This window comes from Vibrio phycocola (genome assembly GCF_053850235.1).
This window is the reverse complement of record NZ_JBSQDJ010000008.1, coordinates 114,697-134,524: the sequence shown is the minus strand read 5'-3', so window position 1 is coordinate 134,524 and position 19,828 is coordinate 114,697. Positions and strand designations below refer to the sequence as shown.

General features: G+C 39.0%; 20 protein-coding genes. 1 reads left to right on the top strand and 19 read right to left on the bottom strand.

Translation table 11 applies throughout. From position 1 onward, the window contains the following. Positions 1-3 precede the first annotated feature (3 nt). The 19 genes from ACWU4D_RS13095 to ACWU4D_RS13005 form a co-directional block, all read right to left on the bottom strand. Positions 4-606 carry an OmpA family protein gene (locus ACWU4D_RS13095; protein ID WP_456051886.1) on the bottom strand — a complete coding sequence of 201 codons (603 nt, stop codon included), beginning with the start codon at positions 604-606 and terminating at the stop codon, positions 4-6. 24 nt (positions 607-630) lie between these two features. Next, positions 631-1,944: a hypothetical protein gene (locus ACWU4D_RS13090; RefSeq protein ID WP_456051885.1), complete on the bottom strand. Its 1,314-nt coding sequence runs from the start codon at positions 1,942-1,944 to the stop codon at positions 631-633. Next, positions 1,945-2,493 (bottom strand): tight adherence pilus pseudopilin TadF, encoded by a 549-nt coding sequence (gene tadF, locus ACWU4D_RS13085; protein ID WP_456051884.1) that lies wholly within the window; start codon positions 2,491-2,493, stop codon positions 1,945-1,947. Next, complete coding sequence (locus ACWU4D_RS13080) at positions 2,474-2,977, bottom strand: pilus assembly protein (protein ID WP_456051883.1); 504 nt, start codon at positions 2,975-2,977, stop codon at positions 2,474-2,476. The genes tadF and ACWU4D_RS13080 overlap by 20 nt, the downstream gene beginning before the upstream one ends. A 14-nt stretch (positions 2,978-2,991) precedes the next feature. Continuing rightward, positions 2,992-3,765 (bottom strand): tetratricopeptide repeat protein, encoded by a 774-nt coding sequence (locus ACWU4D_RS13075; protein ID WP_456051882.1) that lies wholly within the window; start codon positions 3,763-3,765, stop codon positions 2,992-2,994. Beyond that, positions 3,758-4,666: a type II secretion system F family protein gene (locus ACWU4D_RS13070; RefSeq protein WP_456051881.1), complete on the bottom strand. Its 909-nt coding sequence runs from the start codon at positions 4,664-4,666 to the stop codon at positions 3,758-3,760. Before ACWU4D_RS13070 ends, ACWU4D_RS13075 begins: the two co-directional genes overlap by 8 nt. Positions 4,667-4,668: 2 nt before the next feature. Further along, positions 4,669-5,589: a type II secretion system F family protein gene (locus ACWU4D_RS13065; protein ID WP_456051880.1), complete on the bottom strand. Its 921-nt coding sequence runs from the start codon at positions 5,587-5,589 to the stop codon at positions 4,669-4,671. Then, positions 5,589-6,869, bottom strand: a complete 1,281-nt coding sequence (locus ACWU4D_RS13060; protein WP_456051879.1) for a CpaF family protein — start codon at positions 6,867-6,869, stop codon at positions 5,589-5,591. The genes ACWU4D_RS13065 and ACWU4D_RS13060 overlap by 1 nt, the downstream gene beginning before the upstream one ends. Further along, positions 6,869-8,110, bottom strand: coding sequence for an AAA family ATPase (locus tag ACWU4D_RS13055; RefSeq protein WP_456051878.1), 1,242 nt, complete (start codon positions 8,108-8,110; stop codon positions 6,869-6,871). The genes ACWU4D_RS13060 and ACWU4D_RS13055 overlap by 1 nt, the downstream gene beginning before the upstream one ends. 6 nt (positions 8,111-8,116) lie before the next feature. Next, positions 8,117-8,629 (bottom strand): hypothetical protein, encoded by a 513-nt coding sequence (locus ACWU4D_RS13050; protein WP_456051877.1) that lies wholly within the window; start codon positions 8,627-8,629, stop codon positions 8,117-8,119. After that, a complete protein-coding gene (locus tag ACWU4D_RS13045) occupies positions 8,626-9,951 on the bottom strand; it encodes a type II and III secretion system protein family protein (protein WP_456051876.1) in 1,326 nt (441 codons plus the stop codon). Before ACWU4D_RS13045 ends, ACWU4D_RS13050 begins: the two co-directional genes overlap by 4 nt. A gap of 12 nt (positions 9,952-9,963) precedes the next feature. Further along, positions 9,964-10,779, bottom strand: a complete 816-nt coding sequence (cpaB, locus tag ACWU4D_RS13040) for a Flp pilus assembly protein CpaB (RefSeq protein WP_456051875.1) — start codon at positions 10,777-10,779, stop codon at positions 9,964-9,966. A gap of 250 nt (positions 10,780-11,029) precedes the next feature. Then, positions 11,030-11,242, bottom strand: a complete 213-nt coding sequence (locus tag ACWU4D_RS13035) for a Flp family type IVb pilin (RefSeq protein ID WP_456051874.1) — start codon at positions 11,240-11,242, stop codon at positions 11,030-11,032. Positions 11,243-11,831: 589 nt separating this feature from the next. After that, positions 11,832-12,041 carry a Flp family type IVb pilin gene (locus ACWU4D_RS13030; RefSeq protein ID WP_456051873.1) on the bottom strand — a complete coding sequence of 70 codons (210 nt, stop codon included), beginning with the start codon at positions 12,039-12,041 and terminating at the stop codon, positions 11,832-11,834. Positions 12,042-12,341: 300 nt separating this feature from the next. Further along, entirely contained in the window at positions 12,342-13,613 is a 1,272-nt protein-coding gene (locus tag ACWU4D_RS13025) for a histidine kinase dimerization/phospho-acceptor domain-containing protein (RefSeq protein WP_456051872.1), read from the bottom strand. A gap of 13 nt (positions 13,614-13,626) precedes the next feature. Then, a complete protein-coding gene (locus tag ACWU4D_RS13020) occupies positions 13,627-14,289 on the bottom strand; it encodes a response regulator transcription factor (protein ID WP_456051871.1) in 663 nt (220 codons plus the stop codon). 266 nt (positions 14,290-14,555) lie between these two features. Continuing rightward, positions 14,556-15,857: a sensor histidine kinase gene (locus ACWU4D_RS13015; protein ID WP_456051870.1), complete on the bottom strand. Its 1,302-nt coding sequence runs from the start codon at positions 15,855-15,857 to the stop codon at positions 14,556-14,558. A gap of 37 nt (positions 15,858-15,894) precedes the next feature. Next, a complete protein-coding gene (locus tag ACWU4D_RS13010) occupies positions 15,895-17,052 on the bottom strand; it encodes an HDOD domain-containing protein (protein WP_456051869.1) in 1,158 nt (385 codons plus the stop codon). 230 nt (positions 17,053-17,282) lie between these two features. Next, entirely contained in the window at positions 17,283-18,104 is an 822-nt protein-coding gene (locus ACWU4D_RS13005) for a Cof-type HAD-IIB family hydrolase (protein WP_456051868.1), read from the bottom strand. Between the two features lie 226 nt (positions 18,105-18,330). On the opposite strand from ACWU4D_RS13005, the gene ACWU4D_RS13000 reads away from it, so the two are divergent. Continuing rightward, positions 18,331-19,731 carry a DEAD/DEAH box helicase gene (locus ACWU4D_RS13000; RefSeq protein WP_456051867.1) on the top strand — a complete coding sequence of 467 codons (1,401 nt, stop codon included), beginning with the start codon at positions 18,331-18,333 and terminating at the stop codon, positions 19,729-19,731. Positions 19,732-19,828 lie beyond the last annotated feature (97 nt).

Here is a 19,828-nt window from a genome sequence, read left to right as displayed (position 1 = left end):
GTATTATTTGGATAAAGTGATATCAACGCGACGGTTTAATGCACGACCTTCAGCTGTTGTGTTTAATGCTATTGGGTCCATTTCTCCCAAGGAGATCACTCGTACCGACCCATAAGGTAAGCCATTTTTTTCCAAATATTGAGCAACTTCATGTGCACGTGCACCGCCAAGCTCTAAATTATAATTGTCAGTACCAATAGAATCAGTATTACCGACAATATTATAGGTTAACAATTCATCTCCAACACCTTCGAGTACGAATTTAGCTGCAGGAGTGAGTTCATCTTTATCAAACTCAAAAGTCACACGCCCAGAAGGCTCTTCTTTGTATCGACGCACGAGAAAATCTTTACACCCTTGCGCTACAGTAATATCTTTGTTTACGCTTTTGATTACCGCGTCAGATTCAACGACTGGATTTCTACCCACGTCTTGAGTCATTCCACCAAAACCGACATAAACTCGATTGGCAGAATCAACTTCTACTGACTCAACAAATTTAACCCCACTTTTACCGCAATAGTGTTGGAGTACCGTTGTATCTGCTTGTGCACTAAGGCTAATTGCAGAACATACCGCGATAAGAGTAATTATTTTGTTTTTCATATTAGCCTTCTTTTATTTACCTGATTATTGAGCCAAATGACCAATTTCTTCTGAGATAAGTGACAGTATCGCAGACTTTAATTCCTCTCCGCTACTCGCTTCAAATATATTCCCGCTATCATCACCACCAACACAATCACTCAACGCCTGATTGGTATCTGTGTCGTAATCAAAACCGATTAATGCTATACGAGAAATAACCGAATCCCCTTCTGAAGATGTTTGGGCATCTAATGTGGATGTTATGGTATCGCATAAACCCGCGTAGACAATGTCCTCATTCGGTGGAGCAGGATTATCGACTCCATCAGAGAGTATAATAAGAAGCTTGCGTGTATTTGTTCCAAGATAGGCGACTTTCGCAGCAGCAATAAGACCTTGAGTCGACGCAGTTCCACCTTTTGGACTAAAATTTTGAATTGTAGTTTCAAAATCACTACCAGATTCACCAAAACTTTCTGTCAATTCGATATTCTCAAATGTCCCCTTTATGTATGGTCCATTATCACCATCACATTCAGACCCGCCATCAAATACATTTGAATAAGCAGCCGTCGCATTCTCATCTAAAGACCCTAAGGAGTTAATATTGCCGCTAGGGTTTGTATATAACCAGCTATCCACACCGCATTCATCACCATCTACATCAACGCCGTGAGTAACTTTATTGTATGCTACTAATCCAACAGTACTTTGAGTATTTACACTGCCAGCAATGGTATCGTTAAATTCTTTAACTTCCTCGTTTACAAGTTCAATAATATTGACGAGTATTTCATATTTTGCTAATCCAACATCGTCTCCAACAGCCGACTTTAAGGACTCACTCATCGAACCTGAGAAATCGGCAACGTATACAATATCAACGGTTTGAGACTGATATTTTTTCGCAACTGAAGCACTAGTCACATCATAGTCATCACCAAAGCCGATAATCGCATCATTGCCCGGAAACCAAGTATCTTCTGTAATGCTTCCAGTAACCGTATATTTGAAATAACGGGTGTCTGTAGTCGCATCAAAGTTAGGACACTCGGAACTGCTACTGTCCTCATCGCACGTTATCTTGGTGATATTTATATCTGAATCACTGATCTCGTGCGAATTCGGGAAAAAGTACTTAATGTACGCTTTAGCTGTTGCTACTCGTGTTCCATTATTGTCAGAGTCTTGTGCAGCTACAGCTAAACTAGCAACTTCTAAAGCTTCATTTAAACGTGCTTTACTTTGCAAAGCACGAGCCCCATCAGAGCCAAGAGCAAACACACCGAAAAATAGCGGAATAAACATTGCGAATAGTAATGCTGCATGACCTGATTGTGAGTTGTAAGTTTTCATTTATCTGCCCATAACTGCTGCGTACGTATTAACACGATTAAATTCTACATCTATTAAGTCACCAAACCAGTTATCCGTTTCATAACACAGTGTAACTTGGTATAAAGTCAATGTCGTTCCCCAACCTGTAGTAATAAACAGATCATCTGACGGTTGATTGACAGTGCAAGTAAGAGCTGAAGCCGTGTATGCATTGGTACTTGTAACGTTAGAACCGTCAAAAGTATAAACATCTAAAGAAAACCCAAACGCATTCGGGTCAAAATTACCTATAGTTCTTCCCAAAGAAGCTTGAACGTAATCGTAAGTACGCTCTCCTTGTTGGGTGTTACTTTCATCTACATCTAAAATACCAGCAAACAGCTCAGTTCTTTCTTTTATGACACTCGCGGCCGAATATGCCATGCGATCTAGTTTACCTTTGATAGATAACTTAATTATAACATCAGCACTGAAAACCAATAATAGAGAAAAAAATACTCCAACTATTGCAAATTCGACAGAAAAATTACCTGTTTGATGCTGGCGCTTAGTAAATTTCAAATTCACTACGCTGATACTCCTGTATTACAATCATCTCTCGGCTAAAAAGATTTTCATCAGCCAAAAAGGTGCTAAAAATAGGTGAATATGAATAATCAAAACGATATAGCGCAATAGCAGCGCCTTCAGGTGTTCCACATTCAACTGTCGTTGCTCCGCTTATCGGTTCGCAAATTCCATCATATGTTGCTAGTGCATCAAAGGTTTCAAGATATCTAATGGATACTCTAAAATTATTACTATCAGCAACATAACCCCATAAGCTACCCTCCTGTTGCAAGACTCCATTAAACAATGACAAAAAGTCAGAAGAATCACCTTCATTCTTTTTAGCGACTTGGGACGCCCGAGAAATGGCTAGATCACCTACTGAGGAAATATAAGAAAGAAAACTCATCTCCAACCAAGCAGCACACATATACCAAAAGAAAATAAAACCAATAGCAAACTCTATCGTACTGACACCGCTTTGCTTCTTATGTCTCAACATAATTATCAATGTTCCTATAAACGATTTATCTCACCAGCTAAGAAATCCGGTGGTCCTTCAAATGCTATCAATTCTATTTCTGCTAGCTCATGAAACACTTGCCTTTTTTCAACTTCGGTTAACTTGGCATCTTCGAGTAACTGAGAAAATTGCGGGTATAGACTAAGTTTTGCATAAGCAAACGCCAAATTGGACTTCACTTTTTGTGATACGTTATCTTGCCCAAGCAAAGGGGTTAACTTCTCCACTGCAGACTCGTATTGTCCTTCGATAAGGTCGATCATTGCGAGATTATTTTTTATCGTCACATCGTCGATCATCCGCTGACGAGCTTTAACAAAATAGCTACGAGCATGAAAGTAATCTCCACCATATGCAGCTATAACACCGAGTAAATTTAACGTTTCCCCATGATTCGGGTCTAACTTAATGGCTTTTTGTAAAGAGCGCTGGGCTTCTGTCATGGCATTTAAACCAAACTTTGCTTTCCCATAAAGGAAATAAGCATCGGCACTTGTTTCCTCACCTTCAATTAGAGGTTGCACATAAAAAATTGCAGATTCAAAATCTCGAGTTTGAATATATGAATGAACAAGCTTAAGCCGAGTAGTAACGCTGTCTTCAACCAACAATTCCTGTTTGTAGAGCTTGATCAACTCTTGGTCGTTCCCACTACTTTCTAATAACTGCTCATTAGTATATCTAGGTCGCTCAACATCACTCGTCGACGTACAGCCAACCAATAAGATGATCGTTAAAATAGATAGTATTGCTCTTGTATCAAGCATCCATCATCATCCTCATAACACCAGGAGCCGCAACCAATATAACAATTGGTATCATAATAAATAGAATTAGAGGAACTGACATTTTGGCAGCTAATTTACCGATTTTCTCTTCTACCGTTAACAATTGAACTTCTCGAATGTCGGCTGACAACGTGCTCAGCACAGCATAAATTGAAGAACCATAATGCAAGCTTTGGTTTAAGGTCATTACAAAACTACGCATCTCATTCGACGGTACTCTTATATACATTTCCTCAAGAGCAACACCAATCCCGACTAAATTACTACGTTCATTCACCCGTTTAAGCAAATAGGCAAGATCCTTATCGAAGCCTTCCATTTCGTGTGAAAGATACCGAACTGACGCTTCTATTGTCATACCAGTCTGTACACATACCGCAATTAAATCTAAAAGATAAGGTAAGCGACTGGTAATTGAGTACGTTAATTCGCGAGCTTTAAAATTAAGAAATGCATCAGGGAGAATTAATGCCATGATTAGCCAGACGGAACAGTGTATGACTATTGTCATCATTTCTTTTTCGGCTGAAATATCTATAGCCAAAATAATAAGCAGGCCTGAGAATAGCACTGTCAATTTTATGGGGACAAACATCTTTGCCCATCGTGGGTCATAAATACCAGCGGCTAAAAATTTCTGACTGATTTCCTTTGGATCATTAGTAAAAGCCTGAGAGGATAATTCGGATAACCTAGATAAAACAGAACCTTTAGTTTCTCGAGAGGTACCCAACTCTTCATGCAAGTTAAATTTATGAAGACGCACTTCATTTTTATGTTTGCGTAAAGATATCGCTAATAAGGCCAACCCAAGGATTAGTACAACAAGGCTTACTACCAAAACGGGCTTTTGCTGAATGAAAACGACAAATTCAGACATATCTAGCGTACTCCTCTCATCAACATCCAGACAATAAATATACCTATTGCCTCACTGATCACGACATAATAGAGAATAGGCCGACCCGCTTCATGAAACATAACGAACTCATAATTTTCGGGGCTTAGATATTGCAGCATAAAAAGAAAGATAAAAGGGATTGCAGCGACAATTTTTACTGACATCCTGGCTTCTGCAGTCATTGAGAATTTTTTCTTTTCTACAGAGCGGGCATTAAACATCATACGATTCAAGCGCATCATGATATCCTTCAATTGACCACCACGCTGGATATTGGCGCGCAAACATATAACAAAAAAGTAAAATGAAGGGTACGGAAAACGCGAACAAGACTTACGGAATACATCATCGACTGACTCACCAATCTGCATTCGTTGGCCCATAACTTTAAATTCTGCACCAACGTCACCATCCAATGTATTACCTACATAAACAATGGCATGCATAATACTCTCACCTGCTGAAATGGCACTCGTCATCATATTTAGAGCATCGGGGAATGCCCTTTCAAACATCGTTTCTTCACGTCGTTGCAACCAGATCACCAACATAATATTGCCGACGATTACCCCTGCTACTGCCATGCCAATAACATTGGCACGAAGGAATTGCATATTTATAAGATATACGAGAACTTGAATAACGATATTAGCTAAGATCGCTTTTATATAAGGGTGCTTACCTAACTGCTTTTTTATATTTTCCCAACGAGTTCTTAAAGAATCTTTCCAATTTTGCTCTAATAATGATTTCAGATCGATAGCTTGTTGATCACTCACTACTGTTGTTCGGACAGTAGACTTGTTGAAATCCGCTAAATAGTCATGCTTTTGGCTATTTTTATGTAACGTAACAACCAATACCAACACACCAAAACAAATAAGCAATATCGGAACAACCATTAACCTTCTCCTAATCTAAAGGCTTGAGCCAACTGTTGTTCTAACCCGAAAAATCTGGCTTTTTCCATCAATACAGATCTTTGCATTAGACCTGGTGTTATAAAGTCCCCGTTGACTTTTCCGTCAGAAGATTGCTGATGGTTTGCCTGAAAGCGGAAGAGTTCTTCCATTACAACACTTTGTCCTTCCAAACCCACAACTTCAGTAATATTCATAACTTTACGACTACCATCATGGAGGCGACTAATCTGAATAATAATATCTACTGCACTCACTATTGTTCTTCGTATCGCCTCTAGAGGAAGGTTATTAGTTGCCATCATAACCATAGCTTCGACACGAGCCAAGGCATCTCTAGGCGTATTGGCATGCAATGTTGACATCGACCCATCATGACCAGTATTCATGGCTTGGAGCATTTCAAAAGCTTCTGGGCCACGACACTCACCGACTATTATCCGATCTGGACGCATACGCAGTGAGTTTATAACCAAATCCCGTTGATTTATCATACCGGTGTTTTCAATGCCGGCGGTACGCGTTTCCAATCGAACAACGTGTGGTTGCTGCAACCTCAATTCCGCCGCATCTTCTATGGTTAAAACCCGCTCACCTTCTGAAATATATTGAGACAAAGCATTAAGCATCGTCGTTTTACCAGAACCAGTACCACCGGAAATCAGAATATTCAGGCGACAACGTGCAGCAACCATAAGAACTTGAGCCATTTCTTCACTCATAGCTCCGTAGCCACATAAAGCTTTTAAATCAATACTTTGCTTTTTAAACTTACGAATAGAAATTGCGGTGCCATCGATGGCAATTGGTGGGATTACAATATTGACACGACTTCCATCTTGAAGACGTGCATCACAAGTAGGTGATGACTCATCAACACGACGCCCAACCCGGCTTGCAATTCGTTTCGCTATTTCCAAAAGTTGTTTTTCATCAATAAATGTAACTGACGATTTTTCTACCAAACCATTCCGTTCGATGAACACATTTTGAGCGCCATTGATCATCACGTCGGTAATTGACTCATCATCCATTAAGCTCTGGAGTGGACCTAAACCTACTAACTCGTCAACTAAGTGAGTAACAAAGTCTCTACGAGCGATACTTGATACTACCAACTGCTCCTGGTCTATCAACAAATCGACAGCACTAGATAACTGTCGTAACAACTGTTCTCGAGTTAAATCGTTAACAGCAGCAGGATCGAGAGCTTCGAAAATTTGTTTTCGTAGCTGAATGTATATCTCTTTGGTACTAACCATTAACTATCATTCCTCGAAAACAACGATGCAATGCCTGATTTACTTTTATAGGCTAAGGATTCACCAAGAATTAATGAGACTAACCGCTTGAGAGGCGACTTCATACCGGAACTTGATTTTGCTAACCGTTTTCCTTCAACCAAATCTTTAGCTGCATTGGGCACATAAGGTAGAACAACTTGAGGTTTGTAATTTAAAAATTTTTCAATTTCAGTCAACTTAACCGTCGACGACTTTTCGGGCACAACGTGATTAACCACAACGATCAAACGTGGTTTCGTATCATCGGTTTTCGTATCAAGCGCTTTCTTAATTCTCGCCGCATCTCGAACTGCTGATATTGTTGGGGTAACGACCAAAATCACACAATCACTTTCCATCCAATTGCGATTATCAGCTAACGGGCTTATGGCAGATGCCGATAAATCCTCGACGAAAAAATTAACTTCAGGAGAAAGTAGATCGACAATCGAATCTGTGTATTCGTTTAATTCATTAACGGTAAGATCATCTGAAGTCAAAGAAAGTACGCTAAGCATGTCACTTTGCTTTGCAATTAAAGAATTGATCGTAGTTAAGTCCAAAGATGTCAGCAACGCTCCTCTTTGCACCATACGCTTATCGAATTTGGGAATACCCATCATAATATCGATATCACCAGAATGATAATTATGATCGATAACAACACAATTAGATTTCTTATCACTAACAAGTTGATGTGCTACTTCTGATACCAACAATGTCGTACCAACACCACCTTTAGCGCCGATAATGGAGATTTTTTTCGCTCGACGCTTTTGACCTGGCCCACGATTAGATGCTCGGTTTACGTTGACACTTTTGACAAAATCAATAAGTTCCTGTTTAGAAATAGGCCAGAATAAATAGTAGAAGCCCATTTCCTTTAGATTTCGAATCGTCGAAATCGCATCTTCACACCCAATGACGATAACGGATGCATGACTTGGCAATAAATGACTGATCCGCTCTGCATCACGAGTTACGTTTTGACTTTTGTTTAACTCAACGATAACCACTTCGATACTTTGTTGTCTAACATGATCTGAAATACTCAGATCATCATTCGTTAACACTTCAGGATCAGTGATACCTTCAAACCGATATGCCTCTAAAACCAATTCACGACACTTTTCTGTCTGATAAAAAAGTACTGATGTAATTTTTTCTTTAGGATCATTTTCCGGCTGACTGTTTTTCAGTAAATCAACTAAATCAAACATAAATAATTACTCACTTACAGTATTACCAAAATTTTTAGGCAGCATACGCTCAGGACGAACCATTGAGGACCAGCGGGCGCTTTCAACGAAACAGCCTGTTGAACCATGATCATAAGCTCTCAAAGTACTGTATTCACACTGCGGAGTATCAACACTGTGTTTAATAATTGACATTTTAAAATCGTATTGGGAGACACTTGGTTCATGTAACAGTGAAATACTTGCAGGTTCAATCCCTTTCTTTAACAAAGCTGTCTTTGTTTTCTTAGCTAAAACCAGCCCTCTCGGCGTACTCGCCAATAGCTCAACAGGTTGAGTTATAACAAAAGCCCAGTATTCATCAATAAACGCATCTAGTTGCGCCGCTGCGCTCTTCTGAGATACATTTTTTAAGTCAAACCCCATCGCATATTCAACAGGGTATAAGTCAACATAGGTACCCTGTCTATCAACGGCGTTATGATACGAACATCCCGTAAGAGCGATAGCTAAGCCCATAATTAGAGGTAATTTAATCATTCTATGAATCCTCCCTGTCTTAATACATTACGAGCCGGGTATTGCTCAGAGTTTTTAGTTGTCCATCCGAAAAAGCGTTCAAGAGTCGATGAGCGTTCCATTGTAGGCAACTGGATTTTATTGGTTTCTACCGCACCAACTAAGTTAACTGTCGCGATGATAATGAGCTCTGTTTTGTAACGTTCACTCTCGGTATGACGAAACAGTGCGCCTAACACAGGAATATCCCCAGCAAATGGGATTTTACTAAGAGATTCGGTTTCTTCAGATGAAAGTAGTCCACCAAGAACAAAGCTTTGCCCATCGCCTAGCTCAACGGTTGTTCGAGCCTTACGACTTTTTAATGCAGGAATATCATAAGTGTCGCTCGAGTAAGTTTCATCCAATGAGCTAACTTCAGGCATTAGCGACAACTTAATTTGTTGATCGTTAACAACCTTGGCCATCAATTCTAAACGAATACCGTATTCCTTATAGCTAATAGATGTTGATCCATCAACTACGGTAATAACTGGCAATTCGCCACCCACTAGAAAACTAGCAGTTTCACCAGAGATAACAGAAAGGTTTGGTTGAGCTAAGACTTCACCAACAGAATCATCAGAAACGGCAGAAATGACAGAAACAATATCACTAGCACTAAAACTGGTTAGATAGTCAGTAAAAATACCAGCGGAGGTAGACCCTATTTCCAAGCCAAACTCTTCAAGAAATGAATGAGAGACTTCAGCCACAGTTAATTTGACATTAACCTGTTTGGTTGTTACCACTTCAATATTATTAACCAAGCCCTTAAAGTCACGCTTAGTCATAAAATCCATTGTATATTTGTTGTCACCTAGATCCCATTGAATTGCGGTATCGGTTGACTCTTTGTGGAGTAATTCACCAACAATCTCTTCTATTTCTTGCTTTTCTTTTTCAGTTGGAACGACACCACTTAGTACCGCTTGCGCACCTAAGTTATAAATAACAACATCGGCATTTGGATAACGTAATTGAATCTGCTGCTGGATATGAACAAGGCTTGTATTCACCACAAGCGTCTTCTGTACAAGGGTTTGCCCCTCTTCATCAAACACCATCACTGTGGTGGAACCAACCGTTTTACCAAAAACGACAATTTTTTCCCGGTCAATAACCTGGTAATCCGCAACATTAGGATCTGCAATAAATACCGAACCAATATTGCTATTAACTGATATCGCCTGCGCTTGACCTTCTGCCAAATTTAGCACAACTTGAGCGCGGACAGATATCGATACAACTAAAGTAACTAGAGCCAACAAACATTTCGCAACTGATGATGATCTAAACTTCATCTTTATTATTCCTTAATTTAGTTTTGCTTCATTAGCACGGAATTCTTTTATCGATTTATAATCTTCCAGTACATCCCCTGCGTCCGCAGATAACTCGTTTCTCTCTAAATTACCAACAGATTTATGAACTTCCAGTTTAGCAATTTTTTTAGCTACGGTCATTGTGGCAACTTGCTTAGGTAAAAGCTCCAAAATTAAGGTAGTTCGTGTGGTGCCTGCTACTTTAGATTTGTTATTTTTGGTCGTTTTCGGCTGCTCAACCACCGTGTTAACCTTAATGACTTTAATCCCCATAAGAATTGGAGTTAATGTCACCCCTGTAAAGCCTCGATTTGATATCTCAGCATCTCCCGATAAATTCTGGTTTTTCGAACTCATAGCCAAAATATCAATAACGGAATTTGCATGGATAACACCTCCAATAACTGAAGTTGGCTCGACTTCGAGAGGAAATGGCACCGAACCGGGTTTTGTGACAAAGTCTACATATTCTTTATCAGTTGGGTCGATGGTGAATTCAGGGTAGATAATATCCCCTTCTTGAATGGGTTTTCTTGCAAGTAAAATTGAGTCAAACGGTAAGACAGAATCTTTATCTATCCCTTTTTTATTTGCCTGACTCTTGGCTAAATATTCAATACTAACGCTATCTCGTTGGATTTGTTCACCCTTATCAAGGTCTTTACCCGCAATATAAATTTTAACTTTTTCTTCTTTTACAAGTTGAACGACTTGAGGTGCTTGTTTGGGTTCAAAACCTAACTTCAAGCCCCAAAGACCTAAGCCAATGGCAACTACCGCGATTAAAATGATTATTTTTGAACTCATGTCGCTTCCTAGAATAACGTTCAAACTCTGAATGTATCGAAAAGAAGAAAAAAATAAAATTTTTCTAAAAAAATCATCAAACCTCCAAGAATCGACGGCTAGACAATCATACTAACGAAACTACATTCACCAATAATTATGAGTATGCGTCTACTCAGCTATATAATGGAGATAAAAAAGTAATAGGAGAGAATCAATCACCATACTCTCCTATTTACTTGTCCTATTTACTTGTCACTAAACCTGCAGATTAAGAACCAGTAGTATTAGCTGAATCGATGTTGCCAGAAACAGTAGAAATTGCACCGCTTAAAGCACCTTTCAAACCATTATTACTATTAAATACTGCTAATACGATCGCAGAAACAGCAACACCAATGATTGCGTATTCAATTGCTGTAACACCACGTTGTTTTTTTGCTTCTAGAGCTAAAGACGCTTTTACAAATAATTTAGTTAACATGTCATTTTTCCTTTAAGTATTACAATAAAATTCTTGCATGATGGATTCAATCGGCCTGTTAGGCGACTGTCAAATACAAAATATCATTCAATATAAACCAACTCAACTAATAAGAAACAAATCAATATCATATGTAACTAAATTAATACTGCATCTCAATTTCGAGACTAATTCAGCTTCAATTATGATATGATTTTTATTAGTTTCTTACATGTAAATGTTATTTGTTTCTAATCCATACTTTTTAATAACCACATGATATTACTTATTAAATTTGATATGAAAAAGATACAACACATACTCGAAAGCTAATTCAATCTTCTCAACTTTATACCATACTCTCTTTCTATCCATCGTTAATAAGCGGTTAATGCATATAAACAACAAATGTCAGAGTAAGGTAAAATACAAGTGTAGCATATAACGAAGACTTAGAGCCTAATTTGTAATTTACTTTTTCTGTAATAAACCCTCCTGCGAAATTACTTAATTAGTTATATTAGATTAACCTTAGAAAACAAATAACAATTAATTAACATCATCAAGTTAACCGACACTATTGATGATATATGTAATGGTGAAAGAATAATCAGCCATTATCTCCCGCCGACGTAATATTTGAAGAAATTTCAGTGATAGCACCACTAAAGGCACTTTGTAATTGCCCATCAGTACTAAATACTGTAACCACGATTAGTGAAATACCTACGCCGATTACCGCATACTCAATCGCAGTCACGCCACGTTGCTTATGATGGTTAAATGCACAAGCTATTTTCACAAACGATGAAATTACCATGGTATTTTTTCCCTTACAAGCAGCATAAACTCCGCATAAAAATGCACCTACGACAGATTTAATCCATAGGCATCCTATTTTAACTTGAAAATGCAGGGTATATACGTGCCACTATTACACAAAAGACTAAGCTAGTTTTATAAACATAGTCGTAATTAATAGTTCTAGCAACTAATTAGAAATGAATAAATTGCAACTAGAGAAGTGAACAATAAGTGAGCACATTGTTTTAAATCGATGATGCGAAATTCATAAACCCGCAATATTCAAATACAAGCATACAATTTTCAAAAAACCATATTAAAGCATTGTTTTTTCGGAAAATTCAATTGTAACACTCCGACCATTTGGTAGTGATACTACATCATATGTCCATCGATAATGGCGAATAATGCGTTCAGTTAATTCTAGGCCTAGTCCAAATCCAAGGGTATTGTAGTCCTCTTGAGTCTCCGCCTCGCGATTGGTGATGGTTACTTTCTGCCCATGCTGCTCTATGTCAACCGTACCGCATTGAGTATGTTGATAGGCATTGCGAATCAAATTACCTAACACGATAGTGACTAGTGTCGATTTCATAGGAAACTCACCTGATTCAAAGTGCGTATGTACCTCGACGTCTTTATCTCTAATCAGGTAATGTAAATTGTTCGTCAATTGCTCTAACTGTAAGGAAAGTTCTACATTTGTGGTCGGCAGATTGCGGTACTCTCCGCGATTGAGCCAAAGTAACGTTTCGCACAACTCAGTCATAGAATGACCAGCGCGTAGAATACGATCCAACACTGCCTGCTGTTTATCGACACTGTTTTGTTTCTCGATGAGCTTCTGCATCAATTCAGTATTGCTTCTCACCACGGCGATAGGTGTTCGTAATTCATGACTCGCATGGCTAAGAAATTGCTTTTCACGATCTAACGTAGTCTGAACTGACTGTAAACTAGACTTCACAATATTCGCCAAATTGTTCAATTCGCAGTAATAAAAATCAGGCACCGGCTGCTGCAACACTTCTGGTGTTAGACTTGCTGCCCATGAACTCAGGCGTTTCATCGGTTTCGAGATCTTATGTAATAAAAGAAGAATAATTGACGTAAACAGGATGATGCCCATCACGGCATATAAAACATTCTTAGTTATATGAGAATCACCGGCCCTCTCTAACGTCTTTGATGTTTCAGGAGCGTAAAATACCTTGGAAATGTATATAGTTTGCTTATTCTTAAGATCATAGCGCAGCACAAAGGTTACATTTGTAGGTCTATCCCACCAGTGATCTCGTTCAGCTTGTTTCACAAACATTTGGTGTTTATCCAAAGGTAACAGTTTACGTTGTACTAACGCCGGCAATTCTTCCCAACTATTTGCAATACTAAAGTCCAGTATCTGTCTTGGGTGTTCCCCTGACTCATCAATATTTTTGCCAATTTTTTCCATGGTCGTTCGAACAGAAGCGTCTAAGCCTTGTACAAAATTGTTGGCAGCCAACGTTGAGAAGCTTAGAACCGTTATGACCCCCATGGAAATAACGGCAAATAAAATGTAAATTTTTAGGCTGCGGTTGGTTAGCATGCTCTCTCAGTTTTTATTTAATCGCAAAACCAAAACTTGGTATCGTGTGAATCAAGTGCTCACGACCTGGAGTATCGATTTGCTTTCTTAGATTAAAAATATGAACCTTTAACGTGTTGCTATCAGGCTGTTCTTCTCCCCATACATTACGAATGATCTTCTCTCTTGATACACTATTTGGGGATTCTCGCATTAACATTTCGAGAATTTTACTGGCAATAGGCGACAGTTTAACTAACTGTCCTTCTCTTTTTACTTCTCTAGATGATAAATCAAATTCAAGATCTTTAATTGTCAATTTAGTCATTTGACCACTACGGCGCTTCGAAAGAACATTTACTCGTGCAATTAATTCTTCCATTTCAAATGGTTTAACCAAATAATCATCAGCGCCCTTTGAGAAGCCAATGAGCTTATCGTCCAATGTATCTTTTGCCGTTAAAATCAGCACGGGTGTTTCTATACCTAAATTTCGGATCCGCTCACAAACGGCTAATCCTTCAATTTTAGGTAAGTTCAGATCAAGCACGACAACATCGTAAGTCTGAGTTGTAATTAAATTATACCCAACAGCACCATCAGCCGCATAATCAGCATTTATATCTTCTAAATCCATATAATCGATGATTGCCGTTGCTAAATCGATATCATCTTCAACAACTAATACTTTAAGCATTAAATTGGCCTTTATTCACTGTTCTAAGGTTGGTAATAGCTACCACAATGAGATCAATGATAAATTGTCTCTGGTTAAGATTAGGTTAAACCAAATATTCCTCGAGATTTCAGCTACATTGCATGTATTCATGCGATAGGGCACTAAAAAGCTACTATCAATAAAAAAGCCTGTCCAAGAGAGGACAAGCCTTAAGCGTTTGACTTACTCGTTGACACATCTATTTCAAGAATCTGAGTTTTTTAATAGTGAGTCAAATATTGTCGCTACTCGCCAACGTCATCAGTAGGTTGCTTTATTATTGGTAAAGTAACAATAAACTCGGTACCAACGCCTACTTTACTTTGTAGCCGTATTTTCCCGTGATGGCGCTCGATAATATCATGCGATACAGATAAACCTAACCCAGTACCTGAATCACCTCCCTTGGTGGTAAAAGATGGCTCAAATACACGTTGTTGCAGCTCTGTTTTAATACCAGTACCATTATCTTTAACTCGAATTTCTACCGAGCTTGCATCTATTTTACTAAGAGATATTTTTATAATTCCTTCACTATCAATAGCTTGACTAGCATTTACAATAAGGTTAAGCAATACCTGATTAATTTGCATTGGTTGACAGTAGATATCAGGCACCTCATTTTCATAGTCGCGTTCTATTGACACTCCATATTTGATATCGTTATTAATAATTTTTAATGTCGACTCAATACATGCCACTAGACTTGCATAGCTCCACTCTGAAGCATCTTCTTGAGAAAACTCTTTTAAATTTTCGATAATTGCTAAAACTCGATCGGATCCCAAAAGTGATTCATTGATTAACGTATCTGTATCATTAAAAATCGCGTCAAGTCTGTTTGCTACTTTCAACGTTTTAAATTGCTCTATCAAACTTTGATCAGCATTCGTCATTATCAATTTTTCAATATCAGAAACGGCGCTTTCTATGTTTTGAGTGTGATCTTTGAAGGTATGCATATTCGCAGTCATAGACTCAATTGGGTGATTAATTTCATGAGCTATTCCTGTTGAGATTTGGCCAATCGATGCCATTTTTTCCGAGTAAATCAGTTGACCTTGAACTTCACTCAGTTTTTGTTCCAATTTCTGCCGTTGCTTACGTTCAGCATTAAGTTGCTCTAAGATTAGATGGAGCTGCTTTTCTTGACTGGCCTGCACAGTAGAATCGTAAATACATAACCCTACATGCGTTACATTTCCATTTTCATAGATTGGAACAAACTCCCAATCTTGCTGCATCTTGTCTGCTTCACCATATACAGTACGATCTCTTTTAAATGGCAAGGTATCAGGAAGCTTTTCCCACGAAGCAAAATGTGACGATTGATTTTTAAAAACACTATCTATCAATGGTTTTAGATAATTTGAGGCAGCGGGAAATAGCTCTAGAATGTTCTGTTCTTCTGTTGAGTCAAATGTATGAACCGCATGGGCTTGGAAATACGTGTTTGCTTTTTCGATAATATAGTCCGCTCGCACGATACATATGGCAAAGGAGAGATGATCAAACAAATCAGATAATATTAGTCGACTATTACTCATTATTACTCCTACTAAACCCTACTGGTAAAAATCCATACTATTTATCAAAACGAAATGTGGAAAGCTCGACAACAATTTCCGCTACAGTATTCGGTAACGTCTCTGCTAAATCAAGTAGTTCCTGTTTCGTATTGAACGATACAATTTGAGTCGCTAAACCTACAATACTTGAGCGAAGAACGCCAATATCTTCAGACTCAAAGTTTACCTTGCGCTGATGGAGAATGGCCTCACTAATATCAATTTCATAACCCCACATTATCAACACATATGCCGCGATAATGTGGCTATCAGACATACCTTCTTGTAAGCCGATATAATGGTCTAATTCGGATTCGTTGGCACCTTCTTCGAGCAATACTAACGCACCTATTGACGTCAATAAACTAGCAATAAACACTTTATCCTGATCATTCAAACTTAAGTGTAGTTTTCTTGCCAATACTCGAGATACTTCGCCAATTTTTAGGGCATTCTCAGTCACGGCTATATGCCGATTTGTGCTTAACCTTTTATTAGAAATAGAGAGAAGCTGTTCAATTGCTAAACTTTCGACCAATGTCATCCCTAATCGACCCACTGCGTCAGGCAATGACTCCGTCGAAACTCGAAAACCAAGATAGGGGGAGTTTGCTGTTTGGAACACACGTGCGACTAATGCTGGCTCGTGACTGATTACATCGGCAACTTTATGGTTGTCACACGAGGGTGACCCTAACACTCTCTGCAATCTCATCACACTATCTGGTAGCACAGGTAAGTCTGTAAACGCTCCTAGATTCCGACGACATTCGTCATTAAACGGCATTTTGTCCAATTGCTCGGCGCAGAGAAATAAACGCTCAAAGTCCGATTCAACCAACGGTTTTGGTAACACAAAATGCGCATAATTATGAGCTCGCCCCGAAAACGATTCATCATTATCACTTGTTAACAACACACGAATAGCATCAGGAAAAATATTCTTTATTTCATCTAATAATTGGTCACCACGTTTTCGAGCCATCTGCAAATCAGAGATAAAGACAGCGGGTGCTTCAATATCTGAATAACTCCACTCATCACGCCACGCCAATGGGTCATTACAATACAGCACCTTCCAATGTGGCCGTAAATCATTGATCGTACTTCCGATGGTCTTGAGCATCAGTTCATCATCATCGACACAGATAATATTTAAGCTGATTTCTTCCATTACTAATCCCTAATTCTTACAGATGTTAATTCTTATTTCTCAATACATTAGATATATTGTAGTTCATGATAAGAGTAAGGATGAGAGGAGTTAATCCAATTATCGCAAAAAATATACACATTCAATAAACTGAGTTGCCACTATCCGTCTCAATAGCATCCACTTCATCACTCTATTTAAACGATTGTGAGGCAGTTAGCGATAAAGCTCGCTCTCTAATTTATTAATATTTAACCTAGAAATGTGTTTTGGATAAAGTGACTCAAACCTGGTCCATTACTATCTCCTATACAAACCTGATTTGCGCACCGTTTAACTTCTGCTTCTGCATTGCCCATCGCAACACCTAGTCCAGCATATTCAAGCATCGAGATGTCATTGTGGTTATCACCTACTGCTACTACTTCTGACGATTTTATACCCAAGCTTTCGGCATATTCCGCTAGTCGCTTACCTTTGCTATTTCCAATCGCCGCAAAATCAAATCGATTGCTCCACGATTGCTCGCCATTAAAATTCTCTTTAATCCAGGAAAGCGAATTAAATGCTTCAATAACAGATGGCTCTCCTTCTACGACAAATTTCCAGATAAACTCAGCACTCATCGCATGTTCTGTAAATGATTCAACCTCCAATATATTCGGTTTTAAATCATCATCATATTGACTCGACCACTCAAGAATACTGCTAATAAATTCCACCGGGATTGATCTTGAATAGAGCATCGCGTCTGTTACATACATTAAAACTTTCATTTTCGATTCATGAGCAAGTTCAAGAAACTTAAGTGCCACCTCTCTATTCAAAGCGGTATGCTGAAGCACTTTGTTTTCCTGAAAATCATACACATATGTACCATTGCAACATATAATCGGCGCCGTTAATTCCAATTCAGCATGATAGGGTCTTGCTGCAGTATGGTGACGTCCAGTAACAATCATTACGTGATAGTGATGTTTGAGCTCCAGAATAGAAGCCTTAACATCTGGATGAATCCCCCGCTGACTATCGAGTACAGTCCCATCTAAGTCTAATGCAAGTAATTTATACATCGTGATTCCTGATCAAAATTGGTAATTCAGAATAGCATGGCTTCAATTACGTTCAAATCTCATAAGAGCCGTTAATTAAAATAGCTTTCTGTTACAGCAGTTAGATAAGACATAAATATAAGTTAATTGAATTAACTGTTGCTACTACGTGACAAAAGTCTCAGAATGACGCACTTTTCGCGCATCTAGAAACGCGCTACTCCTCATTAATAGTCGAGAATCAACTATGGGTTTTACCAAGCTGGGTCTTTCTGAACCAATCTTAAGAGCTATCCAAGAAAAAGGATATGACACTCCATCACCAATCCAAGAACAGGCTATCCCAGCCGTGATCGATGGAAAAGATGTCATGGCTGCGGCTCAGACTGGTACCGGTAAAACCGCTGGATTTACGTTACCGATTTTGCAACGCCTCTCACGAGGAAAGAAAGTTCGAGGGAATCAAGTTAGAGCATTAATTTTAACACCCACTCGTGAACTTGCCGCTCAAGTACATGAGAGTGTGGTGACCTACAGTCGTCACTTACCTCTCACGAGTGCCGTTGTATTTGGCGGAGTAAAAATTAACCCTCAAATGCTACGTCTACGTCAAGGTGCCGATATCCTCGTTGCGACTCCCGGTCGTCTGATGGACCTACATAATCAAAATGCGGTTCGGTTTGACCAACTAGAAATTCTAGTTTTAGACGAAGCAGATAGAATGCTTGATATGGGTTTTATCCGTGATATTCGTAAAATTCTTCAACTGTTACCGAAAAAACGTCAAAATTTACTGTTCTCCGCCACTTTCTCTCCCGAAATTCGCGAACTTGCGAAGGGATTAGTGAATAGTCCAATCGAAGTGTCAGTCAGCCCAGCAAATTCAACTGCTCCAACTGTTGAACAGTCTATCTATCCCGCTGACGCTAAAAAGAAAGCACCAATGCTGGCAAAGCTCATAAAAGATGGAAATTGGCATCAAGTCTTGGTCTTTACCAGAACAAAACATGGTGCGAACCGATTAGCGGCATTCTTGAACGATGAAAAAATTAGCGCAGCTGCTATCCATGGGAACAAGAGTCAAGGTGCTCGGACACGTGCGCTAGCGGAGTTTAAGTCGCGCGATATTCGAGTGCTAGTCGCGACAGACATCGCCGCTCGTGGTATCGATATCCCTCAATTACCTCAAGTCGTTAACTATGAATTGCCAAATGTTCCAGAAGATTACGTTCATCGAATTGGTCGAACAGGACGAGCGGGAGAAGTCGGTAAGGCGATTTCTTTGGTTGCAGCAGCAGAAGCAAACGAGCTATTTGCGATTGAACGTTTAATCAAGCAATTATTACCACGCCTTGAGCTCAGTGGGTTTAAACCTAGCAATCCAGTGCCAGAGAAGAAGCTAGATACACGACCAATTAAACCTAAGAAGCCAAAGAAGCCTAAAAAACCTCACGCACACAACGGCAATAATGAGCGAAACGACGATGGATCAAATCGTGGTCAAGCAAAACCAAAACGTAGATTTGGAAACAATAAGCCCAAATCAAATAGCGATTCAACCAACAATGGGCAAAACAGAAAACCTCGACCAGCGAACAATAAAAGTCGAGCTAACAAGCCTAAGACGCATTCTGGGAATAACAGTTAGTAAGCCTCATTAATATCCCAACCTACAAATAAAAAACCGGCTCATCGAAAGCCGGTTTTTTCATACTATGCAAGTATTGAAACTGTGCATTTAACTG